This is a genomic window from Sorangium sp. So ce1153 (assembly GCF_051521595.1).
Taxonomy (GTDB): domain Bacteria; phylum Myxococcota_A; class Polyangia; order Polyangiales; family Polyangiaceae; genus Sorangium.
Map to the genome: position 1 here is coordinate 12,846,533 of NZ_CP150361.1, position 22,771 is coordinate 12,869,303.

Here is a 22,771-nt window from a genome sequence, read left to right on the forward strand (position 1 = left end):
GGGAGGCGTGGCAAGGCCAGCAGGCGCGGCGGGGGGAATCAGCAGCGGAATCACGGGCGCAATCACGGGTGGAACCACCGCGGGAATCACGGCGGGGAGGCCCCGCGCGGTGCGAGCTCTCCCGTTGCCGGCCTCGGCCCTCCCTGCTAGCGTTCGCGCCCCCTCTACACGAACGACTGCCCCCATGAATGCAGCGCGCAGGGTACCGGGGCGAGGCTGGGCGATTCCTGCCCCTCGGCGCGCATGGGGGAGAGATCTCGGAGCATCGACGATGACGACCAACGGACAGCAGCAGGCGGCTGGGCTCAACATCAGCGGGGGGGCGGCGATCGTCGCGCCCGTGAGCGCGTTCCCGAACGGCGTGCCGGGGAACGCGCTCATCGTCATCCCGATGAACAAGCCGACCGATGAGCTGAAGGGCCTCCTCGAGCAGGGCCCCGCGGCGCTGACGCTCGAGCAGATGTGGCAGCTGCTCGGCTTCAACGGGCCGGCGGTGCAGGTGCAGGACGATCAGGGGCGTCCCATCGCGATCGGCCTGGAGGACCTGCTCGCCGGCCTCGAGAAGCACTGGACCGAGCAGCCCGACGACCTGAATCGCGGGCGCATCTTCGCGCAGGAGCTCCTCAAGCATAACCGCCTGCAGCGCGCCGAGCAGGTGCTCTCGAAGGTGGTGGCGAAGGGCGGCACGGGCGACGACTGGCTCGCGCTCGGCATCGCCCAGCTCCAGCAGGAGAAGCACGACAAGGCCGAGGGGACGCTCAAGGGCGCGCAGAACCTGCTCAAGGACAACCCCTACCCCTCGCTGCACCTCGCGAAGCTCTACCAGGCGCGCAAGGAGGACGCGAAGGAGCGCGAGTACATCGACAAGGCGATCGCGATCGACGCCGGATGTATCGATGCGTGGGCCTACCTCTTCCAGTACCTGAAGCAGCGCGGCGACGAGGCGAGCGCGGTCGCCGAGATGGAGAAGGTCTCGGCCGACAAGAAGACGGCCGCGCCGTACATCGCGATCCAGGGCTTCTACGCGAGCAACGAGGAGACGCGGGACAAGGCCGTCGAGTACGCCAAGAAGGCGGTCGCGTTGAACCCGGACGACCCGCTGGCGCTGCTCTGCCTGTCGGCGCTCTACGGGCAGAAGAACGACCTCGAGGCGGTGGTCCGCCTGCTCCAGCCGCACGAGGCGAAGATGAGCCGCGACGTGCGCCTGGCCAACAACTACTTCGAGGCGCTGTTCCAGTCCCGCCAGCTCGAGAAGGTGACCAAGCTGCTGAACGCGCTCGCCGGATCTCCGAACAAGGAGGTCAAGCAGTTCGCGATCGAGCGCTCGCGCGCCGTCGCGCAGTACCTGCAGCAGCAGCAGCAGCAGCTCGCCGCGGCGGCCCAGCCGGGGCAGCAGCGCAAGGCCTGACACGCGCGAGGAGCACGGGGGAGCGCTGCTGACGCGGTGGCTCCCCCGCTGCTCTTGCCGGCGCTCCTCGCCCCTCCCCAGCTCCTCTTTCGCCCGCGCCTCCGCGGCGCCGGCGCTCAGCCGAAGCTCAGCGGCCGAAGGCGCGGCGGATCGCTTCGGCGATGCCGCCGCCCAGCATGGCGTCGGCCTTCAGGCGGTCCGTCGCCGCCTGCTTCACGTTCTCCGGCGCCTGCCCCATCGCGAACGACCGCCCTGCGACCTCGAACATCGGCAGGTCGTTGAGCCAGTCGCCGACCACGACCACGTCCGACGGCGAGCACCCGTAGTGCTCTGCGAGCCACGCGATCGCGGTCCCCTTCGTGGGCCCGGCGGCGCGGACCATCATCGCGAAGATGCTCGTGGGACCGTCCTGAAAGAGGGGAAACGAGACGACGAACGCCGCTCGGCCGAGCTCGGACCGGACCTCCTCGACGGCGGCCGAGACCTGCGCCTCGGTCCCGATCGCCACCAGCGCGAGCAGGCCGTGCTCGTGCTCCCAGTACGGGTGCGACGAGACGCGATCGACCTCGGCGATGACGGGCGACCAGCCCCGGACGTAGTGGAGGTGCGGCGCGCCGGTCGCGTCGTGGACGATGCTGTCCTGCGCGAAGAGGAACGACGCCGTCGCGTGCCGCTCGGTGATCGAGCGCAGGAGCGCCGCCTCCGCGCCGGAGATCGTGCGCGAGTACAGGTGCGCGTCGCCCTCGGTGTGGACGATGTGGCTGCCGTCGACGCACGCGATCGGACCGATCACGCCGACCCGCCGCGCGACCTCCCGCGTCCCGGAGTACAGGCGCCCGGTCGCGATCGACACCGGGACGCCGGCTGCCTGGAGCCGCTGGATCGCGAGGCGATCTTCCTCGTGGATGGAGCCGTCACGACGGACGAGGGTCCCGTCGACATCGAGGGCGAGGAGCTTGTAGGTGGTCACCGCGCTGGAGCAGGTCGCAAGCGCACGGGGCGCGGCAAGCGAGACGCGATGGCACCGTTCATGGCGCCATCGCTCTGGGCGAGGAGTCGAATCAGGAGGCCGGGTAGACCGACACCTGCTTCTTGGTGTTGGACTTCCACTCGTACTTCACGACGCCATCGACGAGGGCGAAGAGCGTGAAATCGCGGCCGGTGCCGACGTTGTGGCCGGCGTGGATCGAGGAGCCGACCTGCCGCACCAGGATGTTGCCCGCACGCACGGGCTCCCCGGCGTAGATCTTCACCCCGCGGCGCTGCGCGTTCGAATCGCGGCCGTTCCGGGAGGAGCCGCCGCCTTTTTTGTGAGCCATGTCTACTTCTCCTGCTAGGCGGTGATGCCGGTGATCTTGAGCTCGGTGTACGGCTGACGGTGGCCGTTCTTGCGGCGGTAGTTCTTCCGGCGCTTGAACTTGAAGACCACGATCTTCTTGCCGCGGTCCTGCCCGGTGATCTCGGCCGCGACGGAGGCGCCGCTCACGAGGGGCTTGCCAACCTTGGGCGAGTCGCCGCCGACGAGGAGCACCTCGCTGAAGGTGACCTTGTCACCGGCATTGCCGGCAAGCTTCTCGACCCGGAGCTTCTGACCTTCGGCGACCCGATACTGCTTGCCGCCCGTCTTGATGACCGCGTACATGGTGCGTCTTCCTCAACCTGGGGACCGCGATCCCTCACCTTAGCCACGCAATTGCCCTCGATCGGAGGGCCCGGTGTGCGAGGGAGCGGCAGTATACGGACCTTCTTCGCCTTGGCAAGTGGTTCGCATCGCCGTCGGTCGCCCACAATCGCCTCCCGGAGAAAAAACCCACTGGCTCAGCGCGCTGGCAGCGCTCCGGCGCTACCGCAAGCGCCCGGGCGTGGCCCGGCGGGCGCCGCCCAGCCTGGCCCGGGCTGGCCCGGGCCACGGTCGCGCCGTCACCCCTCGGCCTTGGTGAAGACGAACTTCTCGTCGATCACGTCGACCTGCATCTTCTGGCCGGGCTGGTAGCCGCCGGCCAGGATGGTCTCGGCGAGCGGGTTCTGGAGCTCGCGCAGGATGGCCCGCTTCAGCGGGCGGGCGCCGAGGCTCGGCTCGTAACCGAGCTCGACGAGCCGGGCCTTCGCGGCGTCCGTGAGCGCGAGGCGGATGTCCTTGTCCGTGAGCAGCTGCTCGAGGCGGCGCAGCTGGATGTCGACGATGCCCCGGAGGTCCTCCTTGCTGAGCGCCTTGAAGACCACGATGTCGTCGACGCGGTTCAGGAACTCGGGGCGGAAGAACCCGCGCAGCTCCTCGAGCAGGACGTCGCGGATCGCCTCGCGGCCGTCCTCCGTCGCCCAGAGCTTGGCGTCGGTGTCGAGCACGCGCTTCGACCCGATGTTCGACGTCATGATGACGACCGTGTTCGAGAAGTCGGCCAGCCGCCCGCGGCCGTCCGTGAGCCGGCCATCGTCGAGGATCTGGAGCAGCAGGTTGAACACGTCCGCGTGGGCCTTCTCGACCTCGTCGAACAGGAGCACGCTGTACGGCCGGCGCCGGGCGGCCTCGGTGAGGAAGCCGCCCTGCTCGCTGTCCGCGTAGCCCGGGGGCGCGCCGATCAGGCGCTGGGCCATGTGGCGCTCCATGAACTCGCTCATGTCCATGCGCGTCAGCGCCTGCTCGTCGTCGAACAGGAACTCGGCGAGCGCCTTCGCGAGCTCCGTCTTGCCGACGCCGCTCGGCCCGAGGAACAGGAAGGAGCCGATCGGCTTGCCCGGGTCGCGCAGGCCGACGCGCCCGCGCCGCACCGCCTTCGCGATCGCGCGCACCGCCTCGTCCTGGCCCACCACGCGCTGCGCGAGCCGCTCTTCCATCTTGAGGAGCTTCTCGGCCTCGCCCTCGAGCATCTTGGCCACCGGGATGCCGGTCCAGTCGTTGAGCGTCGCCGCCACGTCCGACTCGCTGACCACGTTCGAGGTCGGCGCGACCCCCTCCCGCTGCGCGGCCTCCTCGGCGGCCTGGAGCCGCCGCTTGAGCTCCGGGATCGTGACGTGCTCGAGCTCGCCGATCCTGGCGAACGCCTTGTCGCGCTGGGCGGCCTTCAAGGCCTCCGTCGCGGCGACGAGCTCCCGGCGGATGGACTGGCACGCCGCGATGACGCCCCGGCGCGACGCATTGCGGGTGCGCATCGACGACGCCTTCGGCTCGATCTCGGCGAGCTCCGCCTCCAGGCGCGTGCGGGTCTGGACGCTGAGCTTGTCGTCGTCGTCGGCGAGCGCGGCGATCTGGGCGCGGAGCGCGTCGACGCGCCGGGTGAGCGTGTCGAGCTCCGCCGGCACCCCGTCGACCTCCACCCGCTTGCGGGCGGACGTCTCGTCGAGCAGGTCCACGGCCGTGTCGGGGAGCGCGCGGTCCGAGATGTACCGCTTCGCCAGCGCGACCGCCGAGGCGATGGCGCTCTCCCCCACCCGCACGCGGTGGTGAGCCTCGTACTTCGTCGCGATCCCGCGCAGGATCTCCGTCGCCTGATCGATGCTCGGCGCCTCCAGCGTGATCGTCGAGAACCGGCGGATGATCCCCGGGTCGCGCTCGTTGATCTTGCGCACGCCCTCGGGCGTCGTGGTGGCGATGATCCGGATCTCGCCGCGCGACAGGAGCGGCTTCAGGAGCTCTCCGACGCCAGAGCCCTGCACCCCCTGGCCGAAGAGCGCGTCGAGATCCTCGACGACGAGGATGCTCTCGGCGTCCTGCTCGCCGCGCAGGCGGTCGACCAGGACCTTGAGGCGCTGCTCGATCTCGCCGCGCAGCTTCGCGCCGGCGACGAGCGCGCCGGTGTCGAGCTCGTAGAGGTGGGCCCCGGCCAGGTTCGTGGGCACGTCCCCGTGGGCGATCCGGTCGGCCAGGCCCCGGATGAGCGCGGTCTTGCCGACGCCGGGCTCACCGACGATGAGCGGGTGGTTCTTGAAGCGCCGCTCGAGGATCTGCAGCAGGCGGCGCGCCTCGACGTCCCGCCCGATGACCGGATCGAACCGCCCCTCGCGGGCGTCGGCGACGAGGTCCCGGGTGTAGGGCGCGGGCTGGCCCGGCTCGGACGCGCCCGCCGGCGCGGGCGACGGCTCCCGCGAGGCCGCCTCCAGCGCGCCGAGGTGCGGCCGGAACGCCCCGGGGCCGATGCCAAACGAGGAGAGGATCTCGCCCGCGGGCCCCCGGATCTCCTGGGCGAGCGCGTGGAGCAGGTGCTCGATGCCCACATTCGCTGACTTGTCCCGGGTCGCCTCGCGCTCGGCGCGCCCGAGCAGGTCGAGCAGGCGCGGGCTCACGTAAGCCACCCCGCCTCCCGCCTTGGGCAGCTTCTTCAGCGCGTTCTCGGCGAGCTGGAGCACCTCGTTCGGCTCGGCTCCGGCCCGCCGAAACACCTCGGATACGCCCCGGTCACGCTCGAGCAGCCTCGTCAGCAAGTGCAGCGGCGTGACCTCGGCGTGCTGGCGCTCATCCGCGATTTGCTGAGCGCCGGCGACGACTTGCTTCGCGTCGCCTGTATAGCGATCGAGGTGAATCGTCCCCTCTTTCTCGGCCATGCGCGCAGCCTACCGCAAGGGAAGGCGCTGTGCGCTTGCATCTTTGGCCGTCCCGGGAAAGGAAAGAGGACGAGATGCCCATGCAAGCAGCCGAAGTCACCATCTACGTCACCGAATACTGCGGATACTGCGCCATGGCGAAGCGCCTGCTGACCGAGAAGCAGGTGCGCTTCACGCAGATCAACGTGGAGGGCCGCGACGACCTCCGCACCTGGCTGGTCAAGGCCTCCGGGCAGCGGACCGTCCCGCAGATCTTCATCAATGGGGACAGCATCGGCGGGTTCAGCGAGCTCTCGGCCCTGGAGAAGAAGGGCGGCCTCGATCCGCGCCTCGCCGAGGCGCCGCGCGCGGACGCAGCTGCCATGCCGCGCTGAGGGGCGCGGGCGGCCGATGTGCGACGGAGGCCCTGGCCGGGCGCGCAGGGGTCCCGCCGGCGAAGGTGCAACCTGGCGTGCGCAGGTGATAAGCTGCCGCGCGGGGACGGGGCGCAGCTTTCTTTGATACGGTTCGTCCATAGGGCTTCATGGGCTCCGCCCACCCCCCCGAGCCGCAACCGCCATGCCTAGCAGCACCGACACCACTGCCGCAGCGACTCAGCCGGTCGAGGGGGCGCTCGTCGGAAAGCGGGTCCAGAAGTACGAAATCGTACGGGCCATCGGGCGTGGCGGGATGGGCATGGTCTACGAGGCGGTCAACACCGCCATCGGCAAGCGCGTCGCGATGAAGTTCGTCGACGCCGACCTCGCGCAGAACAAGGACGCGGTGGCCCGGTTCCACCGCGAGGCGCAGGCGGCGAGCGCCGTCGAGAGCGCGCACATCGTCGAGATCTTCGACGCCGGCTTCGCCGACGAGGTCCCCTTCCTCGTCATGGAGCTGCTCCGCGGCGAGGACCTCGGCCACCGCATCCGGCGCTGCGGCAGGCTCGACCTCGGCGAGGCGCTCCACGTGACCGCGCAGATCCTCCGCGGCCTCCACCGCGCCCACGAGGCGGGCATCGTCCACCGCGACCTCAAGCCGGACAACATCTTCCTCGTCGACCGCGACGACGATCCGAACTTCGCCAAGATCCTCGACTTCGGCATCTCGAAGGTGCGCCGCGCCGACGGCGCGCCGGCCCACACGCTGACCCGGGAGGGCACTGTGCTCGGGACGCCGTTCTACATGTCGCCCGAGCAGGCGCAGGCGCTGCCGGACGTGGACGGCCGGACCGACCTCTGGGCCGTCGGCGCGATCCTCTACGAGTGCCTCAGCGGGCACCCGCCGCACAGCGGCAACTCGTACGAGCAGGTGATCGTCAACATCTGCATGAAGGACGCCCACGATGTGCGGATGAGCAATCCGGCCGTCCCCGAGCCGATCGCGCGCGTCATCGCGAAGGCGCTCACGCGGGACCGGGAGCTCCGGTTCTCGTCCGCGCGGGATTTCCTGGACGCGCTGATCGCGGGGGCCGGCGGCCTGCTCGGGGCGCGGCGCAGCTCGAGCGACGAGCTGGGGGCGCACACGTCGAGCGCTCCCGGCCTGTCCGGGCAGACGCCGGCGAAGCACACGCCGGGCGATCCGAGCATCGCGCTCGATCCGACGCTCGAGGTGCACGGCAGCAGCTCGAAGGTGGGCTGGTCGAGCACCGGCCGCGCCGGGGCGCGGGGTCCGCGGCGGCTCGCGCTCGGGGCGTTCGTGCTGCTCTCGCTGGTCGCCGGGCTCACCGGCGCGGTGCTCCACGCGCGCCGCCCGCCGGCGGAAGCGACGGCGGCGATCGCGCCTGCGCCTCCCGCCCAGGTCTCCGTCGAGCTCCGGACGAACGCCGAGGGCGCGCGCTTCACCGTCGACGGCGTCGCCCTGGTCGACCGCACGCTGCGCGGCCGCACGGGCGAGACGAAGCGGGTGCGGATCGAGGCCTCCGGATACATGCCCGTGGACAAGGAAGTGACGCTCCAGGCCGACAGATCCCCGATCGACGTCCTGCTCCACCCGCTGCCGGCGGCCGCGGCGCCGGCGTCCGCGGCAATCGAGGCCGCGCAGCCGGCGCCCATCGCGCCCGCGTCGGTCCCCAGGGCTGCGCCGAGCGCGAGCGTGAACGTGAAGAAGACGGCGACGCTCCCCTTCGCCGCGCGCGCGAGGGGCGCGGGCGGCGCGGTCTCGACCGCCGCGGGCGCTGGCGCGAAGACGGCCGCTTCGAGCCAGGCCACCCCGGCGGTCGCGACGTCGAAGCCGGCGGGGGTCGCGGCGGGTCTCCAGCTCAAGGTCGACTGAGGCGGGCTTGGGCAGATCGTACGGACGACTCCCGCTCGCGCTCTGCGCGGCGACGCTCGGCCTGGCCCTGCAGCTCTCGCCGGCGCTCGCGCAGGTCGAGCCGTACCGGCAGCACATGGAGAACGGCATCAAGCTGTTCCAGGACCGGAACTACCGGGCGGCGATCGTCGAGTTCGAGGCGGCGTACAAGGAGAAGCCGAAGGCGAGCCCGCTGTTCAACATCGCGCTCGCCGAGAAGGCCCTCTTCAACTACCCGCGGGCGATCGCGGCGCTGGAGCGCGCGCTCGCGCAGCACCGCGACACGATGGACGAGGGCGACGAGAAGACGGCGCGCAGCGCCATCGAGGAGATGCGCGCGCTGCTCGCCCACGTGAAGATCGAGCTCAGCCCGCCGAGCGCGACGCTGATCATCGACGGCGAGGAGCAACCCCCCTCGTCCTCGGGGACGCGGGTCGTGGAGCTCGGGCCCGGGGTGCATCGCATCAGCGCGCGGGCCGAAGGCCACGTGAGCGCCGACCAGAGCGTCACCGTGGTGAGCGGCGAGCGCGACAGGGAGGTGAAGCTGACGCTGGCCCGGGAGCGGCCCGCCGTGCCCGCGAACGCGCAGCCTTTCACGCTGCCGCCGCCCCCGCCTCCGCCGCGGACCGTGCCCCTGTCGCTGGCGCCGCAGGGCTACTACGTGATCGGCGCCGCGTCGCTGCTCTGGCCCCTCGGCCACCCCAGGGAGTTCCCGAGCCCGGAGGCGAACAGCGGCGGCGCCGGCTCGATCCGGGTGGGGTACCGGGTGAACACCCCCGCGGCGTTCGACGTGATGCTCCAGTACGCGAACATCGCCACCGGCTCGGACGATCCCGCCTACCCGAACGCCAGCTACACGCTCGGCTCGACGCGCCTCGGGCTGAACCTCCGCCTGATGACCCCTGGCCAGACCTGGCGGTTCGTGGGCTCGATCGGGGGAGGCCTCACCTACGACGACGTGAGCTTCCACAACACGAACACGCGGGAAGGGGAAGACATCTGCGAGGGCCGGTGCCACCCCGCCTCGGGGGTGAACGCGTTCGTCTCCTCGGAGGTCGGCGTCGAGCTCGACCTCGGCGGGGTGCTCCTCGGGGTCTCGCTGGACAGCTACTTCCAGTCGTCGCGCGGCATCAGCTACAAGGACGGCGACGACACGCCGCTCTACTCGGCCGTGCTGCTGCACCTGGGAGGCAGCCTGCACGCCGGCTACGCGTTCTGGTGATCGGGCCGCGCCGCGCCCGCGCGGCCGCGTTCCATCCTTGTTCTGCCGCTTGGCGGATGTATCCTCGCACGCCCTGACGGTGGGTCGGAGATGGTTCGCCGACCTTTCCAGCGGGGAAAGGGGTCACCATGTCGCAGGATGCCATCACGTCGTTGTTGAAGGAGACGCGCCGGTTCGAGCCGCCGGCCGAGTTCTCGCGTCGCGCGCGCGTTGGCGCGCCGGAGGCCTACGAGGCGCTCTACCGCGAGAGCATCGAGCAGCCGGACGCGTTCTGGCGCCGGGAGGCGGGCGACCTCGTGTTCCGCACGCCGTGGGCCACGACCAGCGACTGGACCCTGCCGCACGCCAAGTGGTTCCTCGGCGCGACGCTCAACGTCACGGAGAGCTGCCTCGATCGGCACCTGACGACGGCCACGAAGAACAAGGCCGCCATCATCTGGGAGGGTGAGCACGGCGCCACGCGCACGCTGACCTACGCCCAGCTCCACCGCGAGACGCTGCTGCTCGCGAACGCGCTCAAGCGGCTCGGCATCGAGAAGGGGGACCGGGTCGCGATCTACATGGGCATGGTCCCCGAGGTGGCCGTCGCGATGCTCGCGTGCGCGCGGCTCGGCGCGGTGCACACGGTGGTCTTCGGCGGCTTCGCCGCGGACGCGCTCCGCGACCGCATCCACGACAGCCAGGCCAAGCTCGTCATCACGCAGGACGGCGCGTACCGGCGCGGGCAGGTCGTGCCGCTCAAGGCGACCGTCGACCGGGCGCTCGCGCAGCCGGAGGCGAAGAGCGCGACGCGCGTCATCGTGTACCAGCACCTCGGCAGCGACCGCTGCGAGGTGCAGATGACCGAGGGCCGCGACGTCTACTGGCACGACCTGCTCGCCCAGGCCTCGCCCTCCTGTGAGCCGACCGTCGTCGACGCCGAGCACCCGCTCTTCATCCTCTACACGAGCGGCTCGACCGGGAAGCCCAAGGGCGTGCTCCACACGACCGCGGGCTACCTGGTCAACGTGCACGTCACGACGAAGTACGTCTTCGATCTGCGCGACGACGACGTCTACTGGTGCACCGCGGACGTCGGCTGGGTGACGGGGCACAGCTACATCGTCTACGGCCCGCTCTCGAACGGCGCGACGTGCCTCATGTACGAGGGCGCGCCGAACTTCCCCGACTGGGGCCGCTTCTGGCGGCTGATCGAGAAGCACGGGGTGACCATCCTCTACACCGCGCCCACGGCGATCCGCGCCTTCATGCGGCAGGGCGACGAGTGGCCCGCGAAGAGCGACCTGTCGAGCCTCAGGCTCCTCGGCTCGGTCGGCGAGCCGATCAACCCCGAGGCGTGGATCTGGTACCACCGGACCATCGGCGGCGGCCGCTGCCCGGTCGTGGACACCTGGTGGCAGACCGAGACGGGGGCGATCATGATGACCACCCTGCCCGGCGCGTCGTTCTCGAAGCCGGGGTCGACCGGGCTGCCGATGTTCGGCGTCGTGCCCGAGGTCGTGACCAAGGACGGCAAGCCGGTCCCCGCGGGCGAGGGCGGGCTGCTCGTCCTGAAGCAGGCCTGGCCGTCGATGCTGCGCACGGTGTGGGGCGACGACGAGCGCTTCCGCAGGCAGTACTTCAGCGACGTCGAGGGCTGCTACTTCACCGGCGACGGCGCGCGCCGCGACGAGGACGGCTATTTCTGGGTCGTCGGCCGCATCGACGACGTGCTGAACGTGGCCGGCCACCGCATCGGGACGGCCGAGATCGAGAGCGCGCTCGTCTCGCACCCCGCCGTCGCCGAGGCGGCCGCGGTCGGCCGCCCGGACGACCTCAAGGGGCAGGCGCTCGTCGTGTTCGTCTCGCTCCGGCCGGGGTTCACGGCCGGGCCGGAGCTCCAGGCGAAGCTCGGCGAGCACGTGGCCAAGGAGATCGGCAAGTTCGCGCGCCCCGACGCGATCCGCTTCGCGGACGCCTTGCCGAAGACCCGCAGCGGCAAGATCATGCGCCGGCTGCTGAAGGACGTCGCCGCCGGCCGCGAGATGACCGGCGACACCTCGACGCTGGAGGACCTGAGCGTCGTGGCGAAGCTCCGGCAGCAGGAAGACGAGTGAGCTGCGCGGCGGCGCAGGGGCACGGTCATGCCCCTGCGGCCGGCGCGCGCGTGAGGGGGGGGGAGCGCTGGCGCACCGGCGCGAGGGCGGAGGACCCACGGAAGAGTTCGTCACCACAGCGCTTTCGCCGCCCCCGGCCAGAGCAGGGCGAGGGCGGCTCATGGCCGGCGATCTGCGGTCGATGGTCGGATCACCCCGTTCGCGCCGGAGAATTTGATCCTCCGCATCAGCGCGGGGGATAATCTGTGGCGAGGCGCTTTTGGAGCTCGAAGCTGGAACCGTCGTTGCGAACCGGTATCGCATCATCCGCCAGCTCGGCCGTGGCGGCATGGGCGAGGTGTTCGCTGCGGAGAACATCCGCACCGGCCGCCAGGTGGCGATCAAGCTCCTGCGCGCCGACTCGAAGGCCAAGTCGTCCGCCGTCGAGCGCTTCCGGCGCGAGGCGCGCGCCGCGGGCTCGATCAACAGCGACCACGTCACCGAGATCCTCGACGTCGAGGAGGACGCCGAGCACGGCATCGTGCTCGTGTTCGAGCTGCTCGAAGGCGAGTCGCTGATCGATCGGCTGAAGCGGACAGGGCCGATCGGCTTCGAGGAGCTGCACCCGATCATCGAGCAGGTCTGGATGGGCCTCGCCGACGCGCACCGCGCCGGGATCATCCACCGCGACCTGAAGCCGTCGAACGTGTACCTCGAGCCGCGCCCCGACGGGTCCACGCGGGTCAAGATCCTCGACTTCGGCATCTCCAAGCTGCCGAAGGAGATGGGCGGCGAGACCCTCACCGAGATGGGGCAGAGCCTCGGCACCTTCTCGTTCATGCCGCCCGAGCAGATCGGGAAGGCGAAGACGGTCGACCACCGCGCGGACATCTACGCCTGCGCCACGATGATCTACCAGTCGATGAGCGGTCAGCTGCCTTATCAGGCGCGCAACCTGCTCATCATGGTCGAGATGAAGCAGAAGACCGACGCGCGGAGGCTCGCCGAGGCGATGGACGGCCCGGTCGATCCGCGGCTCGAGGCGTTCCTCGCGAAGGGGCTGGCGCGCGAGCCTGCGGATCGCTTCCAGAGCGCGCTCGAGGGGCTCACCGCCTGGCGGGAGCTGCGGCCTGCGAGGAGCTCCAGCCAGCCGGTCGCCGGCTCACGCGCCTCCCTGGCCGGCAGCAACGTTCCGGGCGCCGCGCTCGTCACGCCCCTCCCCCCGCCGCAGACGGTCAAGCCGCCGTCCTCCGGCGCGCTCAGGATGCTCCAGCCGCCGGTCTCCTCCGTCCTGATCCGCACGGCGACCGATCCGGGGGCGCAGGAGCTTGTCGACACCGTCGTGGGCCCGCCCAGCGAGCCCGATCTGGCGGCGCACGCCGTCGGAAGCTCACCGTTCCTGGCGCCCGAGGCTCAGCGCCCGTCGCACGTGGCGGGCGGGCACCCGGCGGGCGGGCAGCCGCCGGCGCAGTGGACCGGCCCGAACGGCACCATGGTGCTGAACAACATGGCCGGCGAGCTCGCGCCGCCGATCGCAAAGACGCCCGCGGGGCCGCTGAAGATCCTGGATCTCTCCGAGGACAGCTCGGCCGGGTCGACCAGCCAGGGTCCGACGCTGATCTACAAACCGACGCGGCCGAGCATGGGCTCGTTGAGCTCGGAGCAGACCGCCCCCCTCGATCCGGAGGCGATCGAGCAGCGGCCTCCCCCGCCGGCGCGGACGTTCCGGACCATCTTCTATGTGCTGGCGGCGATCCTGTTCGCCGTCGTGGGCTTCCTGCTCATGGGGATCGCCCTCGAGTACCTGGACACGCCGAGGTAGCCGCCGCCTCGCGGCGCGCGCCGCCGCCCTGTGTCCATCCGCCCCGCGGACGGGGCGGCTCACAGCGCCGCGTCCGCCTCCGCGGCGCGCCCGTGGACCGGCGCGCCGCCGGCGGGCAGCGCGATCCGGAAGCGCGTGCCCCCCGCCTCGCGCGCCTCGCACGAGATCGTGCCGCCGTGCGCCTCGATGATGTCCCGCGTCACCGCGAGCCCGAGCCCCGTGCCGCGCTGCTTGGTCGTGAAGAACGGGTCGAAGATGGACGCCCGCAGCTCCTCCGGCACGCCGGGGCCCGTGTCGTCGACCGCGATGGTCGCGGCGCCGCCCGAGAAGCTGACGCTCACCACGATCTCGCCGCCCTTGGGCATCGCCTCGCGCGCGTTGCGGAGCAGGTTCAGGAGCGCCTGGCGGAGCTGCGACTCGTCGAGGAGGATCTCGGGCCCCGCCTCGTCCACCTCGACGCGGACCGCGATGCCGGCGCGGTCGAGCTCGGGCCGCACGAACGCCACGAGCTCCTGCACCAGGTCGTCCACCCGCTCGGGCTCCAGCCGCGGGCGGGGCCGGCGAGCGACGCTGAGGTACTGCTCGGCGATGCGCGACAGGCGGTCCACCTCGCCGCGGATGGCGGTGACGAGCTGCGCCGACTCCTTCATCACGGGCCGGAGCTCCGCGTCGGGCGTGCCCTCGGCGGAGGCGCGCGCCACCTCCTCCTCGAGCAGCTCGAGGTTCAGCCCGATCGACGACAGCGGGTTCCTGATCTCGTGCGTGACGTGCGCCGCCATCTTCCCGATCGCCGCCAGCCGCTCCGCGTTCACGAGCTCGGCGCGCGCGCGGCGGATCGCGGCGACCATGTCCTCGAACGTCGTCGCGAGCTCGCCGATCTCGTCGTTCGTCGCGAGCACTTGCTTCGGGGTGAGGTCGCCGCGCGCGACCGCGTTCGCCCGCTCGGTGACCGCGGTGAGCGGGGCGAGCACGCGCCGCGCGTAGAGCGACATCATCACCCCGACGAGCAGCGTCAGCACGCCCAGCCCGAGGAGCAGGTGCATCGAGCGCTCTTCCCGGCGCCGCGCCTCGACGGTGAGGCTCTCCATCTGCTCCTCGACGCGGCTCTTGATCGCCCGCAGCCGCTGCGCGCCCTCGACCTCGCGCTTGACCAGCTCGTCGCGCGTGCGCTCGGCGAGCTCGCGGTTGCCGACGGCGAGCGCCTGGAACAGCTGGGAGAACCGCTCCGGGTTGGCGCCCACGAGCCGCTCGATCGCCGTCACCTCGGCGGCGATCTCCTCGCTGAACCGGCGCACCCCGGACGAGGCGGCCGCCTGCCCGACGCCCGCGTCTCCGCCGGCCACCTTCTCGTCGGCCCCGGCGAGCGCGCGGGCGGCGTCCTTCACGATCGAGAAGGCGAGCGGCCGGGTCCGCCGGGCGGTCTCGAGCCACTCGCGCACGTCGCCCGGGTTCTTCGCGGCCGTGATGTGGTTCAGCTGGGCGTTGAAGACGTTCTGCTCCGCCAGGACCTCGCCGATGCGGAGCAGCAGCGGGACGTACCCGGCGCGCAGCAGCTGGGCGTCGCGCGACGCGGCCCGGAGCGCCTGCACGCTCCAGCCGACGGTCAGCGCGAAGGCGGCGAGCACCACGAGGTAGCTCGCGAGCAGCCTCCCCGCGACCGTGCGCCGCTTGTGCGGCGCGCGCCCCTCCGGGCCCGCGGCGCCGGCGCGCGCGCCGTCCACGGCCGGCGGCGGCGCGATCATCGCGGCGCGACGGCCCGCGCGACCAGGCTCGCGAGGTCCTCCGCCGGCTCACCCCGGGACCTGAACCGCCGCAGGCTCTGCGCGCAGTGGGTCACGAGCAGCCCGCCGCCGAGCGCGCGGTGCTCCGCGATCCTGCCGTCGGCGATGGCGGCGGACGAGGCGGGGCGCGTGGCGGGCACGAGGCCGCCGCCGCCGCTGCAGTCGGCGTGCTCGCGGCGGTGGATGAACTCCTCCGGCGGCCGCCCGGTGATGCGGGCGAGGATCTCGCGGGGCGCGTCGTAGCGATCGAGGCCGCGCCCGAGCTGGCAGGGGTCGTGGTAGCGCACCCGCCGCTCCGACGCCGACCGCTGCAGCCGGTCCAGCGACGCCCGCGCGAGATCGACGAACAGCTCCGGAGCCTCCACGCTCACGCCCGCGTGCGGGTAGTCGACGCGCACCGCGCGCGCGCACCCGGGGTCGACGGCGACGAAGCGCTCGGCCCCAGCGACCTCGGCGGCGAGCCGCCGCGCCGCGGCCTCGAAGCCCGGGCGGTCGCCGGCGTAGAGGAGCGGCAGCCCGCAGCAGGCGCGCACCGGGCGGACCGGCGCGCCGATCAGCGCCTCGGTCGCGTCGAGCGCGTCGCCGGCGACGTCCGGCGCGTGGCGGACATAGCCGCAGCCGACCAGCACGGGGACCGCGCCCGCCGCGGCCGCAGCCGCGCCGGAGCGCGGGTCGAGCTCACCGGCTCGGCCTTCCTCGCGGGCCCAGAAGCGCTCCGCCGCGCGCCTGGCCCCCTCGGGCGCGAGGCCGCGCGCGAAGAACTCCGCGCGCGCGTCGGTCAGCACGGTGGCCACCTCGTTCTTGTGGTCGCAGCGCTCGCGGCACGCGTAGCAGGCCGAGCACGCCCAGGCCGGGTCCGCGTGGCGCGCGTCGAGCGGGACGTCGCCGCGCCCGGCGAAGTACGCCATCGACATCTTCCCCCACGGCGTGACCGTCTCGTTCGCCTCGACGTTCGACACGGGGCAGGCGGCGCGGGAGAGCTTGGGGCAGTAGACGCACTTCTCGAGCGACGTCCGGTGCGGCTCGAGGAGCTTCAGGCGGAGCTGGGGCACCGTTCGAGTCTCTCCATCGAATGCGCCTCGTGCAAGCGGCGGGGGCGCATCAGGCGTCCGAGCCGCTGCTCGACGATCGCCTGCCTCGCTCGTTCGCCGGTGGGGATGAGCTCGCCGGCCTGCGGCGGGGCCCGCCGTCGTGGACGACCGGCGCCGCCTCCGCGCTCGGCCTGGTCGCCGGCTCGCCGTCCGTCGAGGCTCGCCGGGGCAGCGCCTCGACCGCGCCGTCCGCGGCCGCCGACGACCGCGACGGCGCGCTCTCCTGGGGCAAGCGGATCGTGAACTTCGCGCCCTTGCTGGACGACTCGACCTCGATGGTGCCGGCGTGCTCGTCGACGATCTTCTTCACGATCGCGAGCCCGAGCCCGGTCCCGCCGCGCTTGCCCGAGGTGACGAACGACTGGAAGAGCCGCCCCTGGATCTCCTTGGGGATCCCCTTGCCGGTGTCGGCGACGCTGATCGCGAGGTCGCCCCCGTCGCGGTAGGCGCGGATCGTCACCCAGCCGCCGCCCGGCCGCATCGCGTCGACCGCGTTGCGGACCAGGTTGTGCAGGAGCCGCGTCAGCTTCGCCTCGTCGAAGCGCGCCGTCCCGCGGTCCTCGAGCGCCAGGGAGAGCGCCACGCCCGTCCCGGCGAGCTCCTGCTCCAGCTGCTTCTCGATGTCGCCGAAGAACTTGGTCAGGTAGACCTTGCGCACGAGGATGCTCCGCTCGCCGCGCGCGAACTCCAGCACCTCGCGCTGCATCGCGCTGATCACGTCGAACTGCTTGAGGATGAGCCGCGCGTGCTCCTCCCTCGTCGCCGCGTCAGGCGCGCCGGCCATGAGCTGGACGTAGCCGCTGATCACGGTGAGCGGCGTGCGCATGTCGTGCATCACCCCCGAGAGCAGGCGACCGATCGTGGTGAGCCGCTCGCTCTGCTCCCGCTCGAGGCGCGACCGGAACAGCCGCAGCGCGGTCGACGCGTTCGCCGACACGAGCCGCAAGAGCGCGCGATCGTCCTTCGAGAAGGCGTGCGGCCTCCTGGAGTTGTAGAGCGCCATGGCGCCGATCGGCACCCCGTCTTCGCCCTCGAGCGGCACGGCGATCGCCGTCCTCAGGTCCGCGCCGAACAGCTGGGCGAGGCGGGGAGACACCGGCATGTCGCCCTCCTGGACGTCCTCGATCGAGAAGCACACGGCCTCGTTGTCCACCATGGCGCGGCCGACGATCCCCTCGCCGCGGCGCATGGCCACGCGCTTGACCTCCGGCCGCGGGGGGGACCCGTCCACGACGCCCTCCGGCTCGTCGTCCGACGCGGACGAGCGGGGCGGCACGCTCCCCTCCTCGAACGCGGCGAGGTCGAAGAAGTAGAGGACGAGGCCGCCCTCGATCTCGTCGACGAGCATCGCCCCGGCGCGCGCTTCGCACGCCCTGCCGGCCTCCGTGATGACCGCGCGCGCGAGGTCTTCCATCGTGGTCGCGCGGCCCATCGCGCTCTCGAGGTCGAAGAGCAGCTTGAGGTCGCTCACGCGGTGCTCGAGCTGCTCCTTCGTCTCCACGAGCTGCGTGTTCTTCTGGATCACCGAGAGGAACAGCCGCGAGTTGTCGATCGAGACGGCCGCCTGGGTCGCCAGGGCGCTCAGGAGCTCCTCGTCGTGGACCGAGAACTCCCCCTCCCCGTGCTTGTTCAGGACCTGGATGACCCCGATGGTCCGGCCGACGTGGTTCTTCATCGGCGCGGCGAGGATCGAGCGGGTGCGGTACCCCGTCACGTCGTCCCAGTCGCGCGAGAACCGGCGGTCCCGGTAGGCGTCCTTCACGCGGACGGTGCGCCCGATCTTGGCGACGTGCCCGGCGATCCCCGCGCCGACGGGCAGCTCGATCGCGCGCGCCTCCTCGCCGATGACGATGCGCGAGAACAGGCGCTGGCGCTGCTCGTCGAGCAGGTAGAGCGTGGCCCTGTCCGCGTCGAGCAGCTCGGTGATCTTGTTCAGGATGAGCGCGAGGAGCTGGTCGAGATCCAGCGTGCTGCCGAGCGCGAGCCCGACGTCCCGGAGCGCGTGCACGGTCTTCTCGGCCTGGGCGAGCCGCGCCTCCAGCTCGTCGATGCGAGCCTGCAGCGCCTTCGTGCGTTGTTCCGCCTTCGCGGTCACCCGCAGACGCTAACACGACTTCGCCCAGGGAAGCGCGCGCGGGTCCCCTGTGCGACGTGTCCGCTCGGCAGAGAGCGCCCCCGACGGTCGCCGGGAGCGCCCCTGGGACGAGCCGCTACTGGTTCATGCTCTCGAGGAATTCCTGATTGGTTTCGGTGCGGCTCACCTTGTCCAGGAGGAATTCCATCGAGTCGATGACGTTCAGGGGATGCAGCAGCTGACGGAGCAGCCACACGCGCTGGAGGATCCACTCGGGGAGCAGCAGCTCCTCCTTGCGGGTGGCGCTCTTGTTGATGTCGAGGCAGGGGAAGATGCGCTTCTCCATCAGCTTGCGATCCAGGTGGATCTCGCTGTTACCCGTCCCCTTGAACTCCTCGAAGATGACCTCGTCCATGCGCGAGCCCGTGTCGACGAGCGCGGTCGCGACGATGGTCAGCGACCCGCCTTCCTCGACGTTACGCGCGGCGCCGAAGAACCGCTTCGGCTTGTGGAGCGCGTTCGAGTCGACGCCGCCGGACAGGATCTTGCCGCTCGGCGGGACGACGGTGTTGTAGGCGCGCGCCAGGCGGGTGATCGAGTCGAGCAGGATCACCACGTCGTGCTTGTGCTCGACGAGGCGCTTGGCCTTCTCGATCACCATCTCGGCCACCTGCACGTGCCGCGTCGGCGGCTCGTCGAAGGTCGAGCTGATCACCTCGCCCTTCACGGTCCGCTGCATGTCGGTCACCTCTTCCGGGCGCTCGTCGATGAGCAGCACGATGAGCGTCGTGTCCGGGTGGTTCGAGGAGATCGCGTTGGCGATCTGCTGGAGCAGCACCGTCTTGCCGGCGCGGGGCGGCGAGACGATGAGGCAGCGCTGCCCTTTGCCGATGGGGCAGAGCATGTCGATGATGCGGGTCGAGAAGCTCTTCGTCCCGTTCTCGATGTTGAACTTCTGCTGCGGGTAGAGCGGCGTGAGGTTGTCGAAGAGGATCTTGTCGCGGGCGACCTCGGGGGGCTCGCCGTTGATCTTGTCGACCTTGAGCAGCGCGAAGTACGCCTCGCGCTCCTTGGGCGGCCGGATCGACCCGCTGACGCTGTCGCCGGTGCGGAGGTTGAAGCGTCGGATCTGGGACGGGGAGACGTAGATGTCGTCCGGGCCCGGCAGGTAGTTGTAGTCCGGCGCCCGCAGGAAGCCGAAGCCGTCGGGCAGGCATTCGAGGACGCCCTCGCCGTAGACCGGCTGGTCCTGCGCCGCGTGGGCCTGCAGGAGCGCGAAGATGACCTCCTGCTTGCGCAGCCCGGCAGCGCCCTCGATGTTGAGCCCCTTCGCCATCTGCACGAGCTCGGCCATCGGTTTCTGCTTCAGTTCCCTGAGGTGCATGAGTCGGAAAGCTCCAGGATGCGACAGCGCGCTCCCTGTCAAGGGCGTGGAGGCCGTCGGTCGATGGTTTCTGGTTGGGGGGGTCTAGCGGGTCGAGCCCGAGGCGGGGCCGAGCATGTCGTCGATGTCGGCGGGTTGCCAGGGGGAAGAGGGCTCGCCTGGTAACTGGCGCCCCTCACGTTCATGTCGCTCGATCGGCGAGGTGCTTCTGCCGATCGGGCGGCGACTCTATCAAGCGCGTTTGCTCTGTCAATGCGCGCCAGGGGCGCGCGCCGGCGGAGATGGGCGCCGGGTCGTCCGCGCTCGTCCACGCTCGTCCTCACCCAACGCCCTCGCGCGGAACGGCGGGGGCGAACTGCCCGTGGCGCCCCGCGCTGCCTGAAGTTGCCTCCCTCCGGGTGCGCGGCTAAGTCAAGCTGGTTCCATGGGGCTCAAACAGGTTCAGCTGTTCGTCCGCGGTCGCGTCCAGGGCGTCTTTTTTCGTGCCTCCACGCAGCGCGAGGCCAAGCGGCTCGGTCTCACCGGTTGGGTGAAGAACCGCTCCGACGGCAGCGTCGAGGTCCTTGCCGAGGGAGAGGAGGACGGGCTCAAGGAGCTCATCGCCTGGGCCAACCGCGGCCCGAGCGCGGCGCGCGTCGAGCGCGTCGACGTACGGTGGCGCGGCTTCTCGGGCGACTTCTTCGACTTCCGCATCACGGATTGAGGGACTTGGCACGCGGTCTGTCGGATCCGAGGAGCGCAGGTGCGCGGTCATCGCGGCGAGGCAGAGCCTCGGGCGCGTGGCTCGTCCTGCTCAGCCTGCTCGCGGCGGCGCCGCTCGCGCTGACCCCGGCGCACGCCGCGGTGGACCGCGACGCGGGCGCCTCCGCGCCCGCGTCATCGCCGCTCCCCGAGCTCCCCCGCCTCGCCCCGATCACCCGTCCGGAGCCCGACATCACCGCCGTCCGCGAGCTGGACCGGGTGCTCGACCAGCTCACGTCGCAGGACGCGCGCTCGCGCGAGAGCGCCCGCGCCTCCCTTGAGGAGCCGATCCCCGGGATCGTCGATGCGGTGCGGGCGCGCGTGCAGGACATCCGCGGCTCGCTCGACCGCGACGCGGCGCCGCGCGTGCTGGCGGAAGCGCGCAGAGAGGCGCGCAAGGCGCTGAAGGCCGAGAAGGGCGACGACGCGCGCGACAGCAAGAAGAAGGGCGCGGACGCCAAGGACGCGAAGAACTCGAAGGACACGAAGGCCGACAAAGGCGCGAAGAAGGGCGCCGGCGACGCCAAGAAGGGCGCCGGCGACGCCAAGAAGGGCGCCGGCGACGCCAAGAAGGACACGGCTGACACCAAGAAGGACGCCGGCGACGCCAAGAAGGACGCCAGGGCAGACCAGGGCGCGAAGAAGGGCGCCGACGACAAGGACGAGACCGAGGGGGACTGGCTCGACTTCATGCTGGCGGTGCCGCGGCCGCGCGACAGCGCGTGGCGCGACGTCGTGAAGCTGCTCGCGATGGAGCGGATGCTCGTCGCTGCCGGCACGACGCCGGCGGTGCGCGAGCTCATCGCGCTCCACGCCTACTTCGGCGAGCTGCTCCGCATCGACCTGCAGCGGCAGGTGGCCAAGCTGCGCGACAAGGCCGTACCGGCGCTGATCGAGGCGCGCCAGCACGACGCCAAGATCGTGCAGCGGTGGGCCAACAAGCAGCTCGACCTGCTCGGCCGGGCGATCCCGGGCGAGGCGATCGCGACGAACGACACGCAGATCCTGGCCGACGTCCTCCGCGCGTACGGCCGCGTCCGGGACGTGGACGCGATGCGCGCGGTGCTGAGCTTCTGCAACAGCGATCGCGCGCGCGTGCGCGACGCTGCGCGCGAGGCGATCTCCGCGATCGGTGAGCCCGGGATCTGGCAGCTCCGCGACGCGTACCTGAACCTCACGGGGGAGAAGCCGCCGCGCGAATGGTCGTGGGATCGCGTCGCGCGCGAGCTCTTCGCGACGTACGATCGCGCGCGCCTCGCCGAGGTGTACAAGCTGATGGACGAGGGCGTCGCCGCAGCGGGCGCGAGCAAGCTCGCCGAGGCGACCGACGCGTTCGACAAGGTCCTCGCCCGCGCGCCGCTCTTCGAGCGGCGCAAGGAGATGGTGGGCGCCTACGTCGAGCGGGCGAAGGCGCTCGCGGCCGACCAGCGCGAGGACGCGCTCGCGATGCTGCGCAAGGCGCTGCGCCTCGACCCGACCGGCGAGCACGCGAGGAAGATCGAGGCAGAGATCGCCTACCTCGAAGGCGCGCTCCTCATCGAGCGCGGCACGCCGGACAAGTTCGTGCTGGAGCGCGCGCTCGAGCTCGAGCCCGCTCACACCGGCGCCAAGGCGGCGCTCGCTTCCCTCGGGGACAAGGTCGCCGAGCGCAAGGACCAGACGAACCGCCACATCGCCGCGGGAGCGGTGGGTCTCGTGGCGATGCTGGCGATGTTCTTCATCGCCCGCCGCCGGAGCGACCCGGCGCCGTCGCCCGGGCGGACCAGCGCCGCGGCGCCGAGGCCGAGCGCGCCTCCGGAGCCGGCGCCGGCGTCAGGCCGAGCCAGCGCCGCCCCGCCGCGGCCGAGCGCGCGTCCGGAGCCGGCGCCGGCGTCAGGCCGAGCCAGCGCCGCCCCGCCGCTGCCGAACGCGCCTCCGGAGCTGCAGCCTGCTCAGCGGGCCTCCACCGCCTCGGCGCCGAGGCCGAGCGCGCCTCCGGAGCCGGCGCCGGCGTCAGGCCGAGCCAGCGCCGCCCCGCCGCTGCCGAACGCGCCTCCGGAGCTGCAGCCTGCTCAGCGGCCCTCAACCGCCGCCCCGCCGCGGCCGAGCGCGCCCCCGGAGCCGGCGCCGGCGTCAGGCCGAGCCAGCGCCGCCCCGCCGCTGCCGAACGCGGCTCCGGAGCCGGCGCCTCCTCAGCGGCCGTCCACCGCCGGTTCTCCGGGACCACACGTCGACACGGAGCCGCCGCAGTCCGCTGCCCCTGACGCCAGCGCTGCGCTGCCGACCGAGCAGGTCGAGGCGAAGTAGACGGCACGGCGACGCACCCGAAGCCGGAGCGCTCGCCGCTGAGCCGGCGCGAGCTGTTACGTTGACACACGAATTATTCG

16 protein-coding genes are annotated in these 22,771 nt (G+C 71.7%); 8 read left to right on the forward strand and 8 right to left on the reverse strand.

What is annotated here, in order from left to right; all coding sequences use genetic code 11:
• Positions 1-271 precede the first annotated feature (271 nt).
• A complete protein-coding gene (locus WME85_RS46675; RefSeq protein WP_437305528.1) occupies positions 272-1,408 on the forward strand; it encodes a tetratricopeptide repeat protein in 1,137 nt (378 codons plus the stop codon).
• Positions 1,409-1,535: 127 nt separating this feature from the next.
• Here the strand turns inward: WME85_RS46675 and WME85_RS46680 are convergent, their stop codons facing one another.
• The 4 genes from WME85_RS46680 to WME85_RS46695 all read right to left on the reverse strand — a co-directional run bounded on the left by WME85_RS46680 (position 1,536) and on the right by WME85_RS46695 (position 5,947).
• On the reverse strand, positions 1,536-2,378 hold the full coding sequence (locus tag WME85_RS46680; protein ID WP_437831114.1) for an HAD family hydrolase: 843 nt from the start codon (positions 2,376-2,378) through the stop codon (positions 1,536-1,538).
• A 91-nt stretch (positions 2,379-2,469) separates the two neighbouring features.
• Entirely contained in the window at positions 2,470-2,727 is a 258-nt protein-coding gene (gene rpmA / locus WME85_RS46685; protein WP_436620024.1) for a 50S ribosomal protein L27, read from the reverse strand.
• Positions 2,728-2,741: 14 nt separating this feature from the next.
• Positions 2,742-3,050 (reverse strand): 50S ribosomal protein L21, encoded by a 309-nt coding sequence (rplU, locus tag WME85_RS46690; RefSeq protein ID WP_437504512.1) that lies wholly within the window; start codon positions 3,048-3,050, stop codon positions 2,742-2,744.
• A 278-nt stretch (positions 3,051-3,328) separates the two neighbouring features.
• The gene (locus WME85_RS46695; protein ID WP_437831116.1) at positions 3,329-5,947 is read right to left on the reverse strand and encodes an ATP-dependent Clp protease ATP-binding subunit; all 2,619 of its coding nucleotides are present in this window, start codon (positions 5,945-5,947) and stop codon (positions 3,329-3,331) included.
• An 80-nt stretch (positions 5,948-6,027) separates the two neighbouring features.
• Here WME85_RS46695 and grxC point away from each other — a divergent pair, with 80 nt between their 5' ends.
• The 5 genes from grxC to WME85_RS46720 all read left to right on the forward strand — a co-directional run bounded on the left by grxC (position 6,028) and on the right by WME85_RS46720 (position 13,334).
• On the forward strand, positions 6,028-6,321 hold the full coding sequence (gene grxC / locus WME85_RS46700; RefSeq protein WP_437831118.1) for a glutaredoxin 3: 294 nt from the start codon (positions 6,028-6,030) through the stop codon (positions 6,319-6,321).
• Positions 6,322-6,505: 184 nt separating this feature from the next.
• Complete coding sequence (locus WME85_RS46705; RefSeq protein ID WP_437831119.1) at positions 6,506-8,197, forward strand: serine/threonine-protein kinase; 1,692 nt, start codon at positions 6,506-6,508, stop codon at positions 8,195-8,197.
• A gap of 7 nt (positions 8,198-8,204) precedes the next feature.
• Complete coding sequence (locus tag WME85_RS46710) at positions 8,205-9,437, forward strand: hypothetical protein (RefSeq protein ID WP_437831121.1); 1,233 nt, start codon at positions 8,205-8,207, stop codon at positions 9,435-9,437.
• Between the two features lie 128 nt (positions 9,438-9,565).
• Positions 9,566-11,533 carry an acetate--CoA ligase gene (gene acs / locus WME85_RS46715; RefSeq protein ID WP_437831124.1) on the forward strand — a complete coding sequence of 656 codons (1,968 nt, stop codon included), beginning with the start codon at positions 9,566-9,568 and terminating at the stop codon, positions 11,531-11,533.
• 259 nt (positions 11,534-11,792) lie between these two features.
• The gene (locus WME85_RS46720) at positions 11,793-13,334 is read left to right on the forward strand and encodes a serine/threonine protein kinase (RefSeq protein ID WP_437831126.1); all 1,542 of its coding nucleotides are present in this window, start codon (positions 11,793-11,795) and stop codon (positions 13,332-13,334) included.
• Positions 13,335-13,393: 59 nt separating this feature from the next.
• Here the strand turns inward: WME85_RS46720 and WME85_RS46725 are convergent, their stop codons facing one another.
• The 4 genes from WME85_RS46725 to rho all read right to left on the reverse strand — a co-directional run bounded on the left by WME85_RS46725 (position 13,394) and on the right by rho (position 19,664).
• The gene (locus WME85_RS46725; protein WP_437831127.1) at positions 13,394-15,076 is read right to left on the reverse strand and encodes an ATP-binding protein; all 1,683 of its coding nucleotides are present in this window, start codon (positions 15,074-15,076) and stop codon (positions 13,394-13,396) included.
• Positions 15,073-16,167, reverse strand: coding sequence for a (Fe-S)-binding protein (locus WME85_RS46730; RefSeq protein ID WP_437831130.1), 1,095 nt, complete (start codon positions 16,165-16,167; stop codon positions 15,073-15,075). Before WME85_RS46730 ends, WME85_RS46725 begins: the two co-directional genes overlap by 4 nt.
• 49 nt (positions 16,168-16,216) lie before the next feature.
• Positions 16,217-18,301 (reverse strand): GAF domain-containing protein, encoded by a 2,085-nt coding sequence (locus WME85_RS46735; protein ID WP_437831131.1) that lies wholly within the window; start codon positions 18,299-18,301, stop codon positions 16,217-16,219.
• Between the two features lie 115 nt (positions 18,302-18,416).
• Positions 18,417-19,664, reverse strand: coding sequence for a transcription termination factor Rho (gene rho, locus WME85_RS46740; protein ID WP_044986941.1), 1,248 nt, complete (start codon positions 19,662-19,664; stop codon positions 18,417-18,419).
• Positions 19,665-20,088: 424 nt separating this feature from the next.
• Between rho and yccX the strand changes: the two genes are divergently transcribed.
• Positions 20,089-20,367, forward strand: coding sequence for an acylphosphatase (gene yccX, locus WME85_RS46745; protein WP_436620013.1), 279 nt, complete (start codon positions 20,089-20,091; stop codon positions 20,365-20,367).
• Positions 20,368-20,372: 5 nt separating this feature from the next.
• Positions 20,373-22,691 (forward strand): hypothetical protein, encoded by a 2,319-nt coding sequence (locus WME85_RS46750; RefSeq protein WP_437831133.1) that lies wholly within the window; start codon positions 20,373-20,375, stop codon positions 22,689-22,691.
• Positions 22,692-22,771 lie beyond the last annotated feature (80 nt).

What these genes read in the sequence shown, in the direction of transcription:
- WME85_RS46675 (WP_437305528.1), top strand. Translation starts at nt 272, where the DNA reads ATGACGACCAACGGACAGCAGCAGGCGGCTGGGCTCAACATCAGCGGG.
- rpmA (WP_436620024.1), bottom strand. Translation starts at nt 2,727, where the DNA reads ATGGCTCACAAAAAAGGCGGCGGCTCCTCCCGGAACGGCCGCGATTCG.
- rplU (WP_437504512.1), bottom strand. Translation starts at nt 3,050, where the DNA reads ATGTACGCGGTCATCAAGACGGGCGGCAAGCAGTATCGGGTCGCCGAA.
- WME85_RS46695 (WP_437831116.1), bottom strand. Translation starts at nt 5,947, where the DNA reads ATGGCCGAGAAAGAGGGGACGATTCACCTCGATCGCTATACAGGCGAC.
- grxC (WP_437831118.1), top strand. Translation starts at nt 6,028, where the DNA reads ATGCAAGCAGCCGAAGTCACCATCTACGTCACCGAATACTGCGGATAC.
- WME85_RS46705 (WP_437831119.1), top strand. Translation starts at nt 6,506, where the DNA reads ATGCCTAGCAGCACCGACACCACTGCCGCAGCGACTCAGCCGGTCGAG.
- acs (WP_437831124.1), top strand. Translation starts at nt 9,566, where the DNA reads ATGTCGCAGGATGCCATCACGTCGTTGTTGAAGGAGACGCGCCGGTTC.
- WME85_RS46725 (WP_437831127.1), bottom strand. Translation starts at nt 15,076, where the DNA reads ATGATCGCGCCGCCGCCGGCCGTGGACGGCGCGCGCGCCGGCGCCGCG.
- rho (WP_044986941.1), bottom strand. Translation starts at nt 19,664, where the DNA reads ATGCACCTCAGGGAACTGAAGCAGAAACCGATGGCCGAGCTCGTGCAG.
- yccX (WP_436620013.1), top strand. Translation starts at nt 20,089, where the DNA reads ATGGGGCTCAAACAGGTTCAGCTGTTCGTCCGCGGTCGCGTCCAGGGC.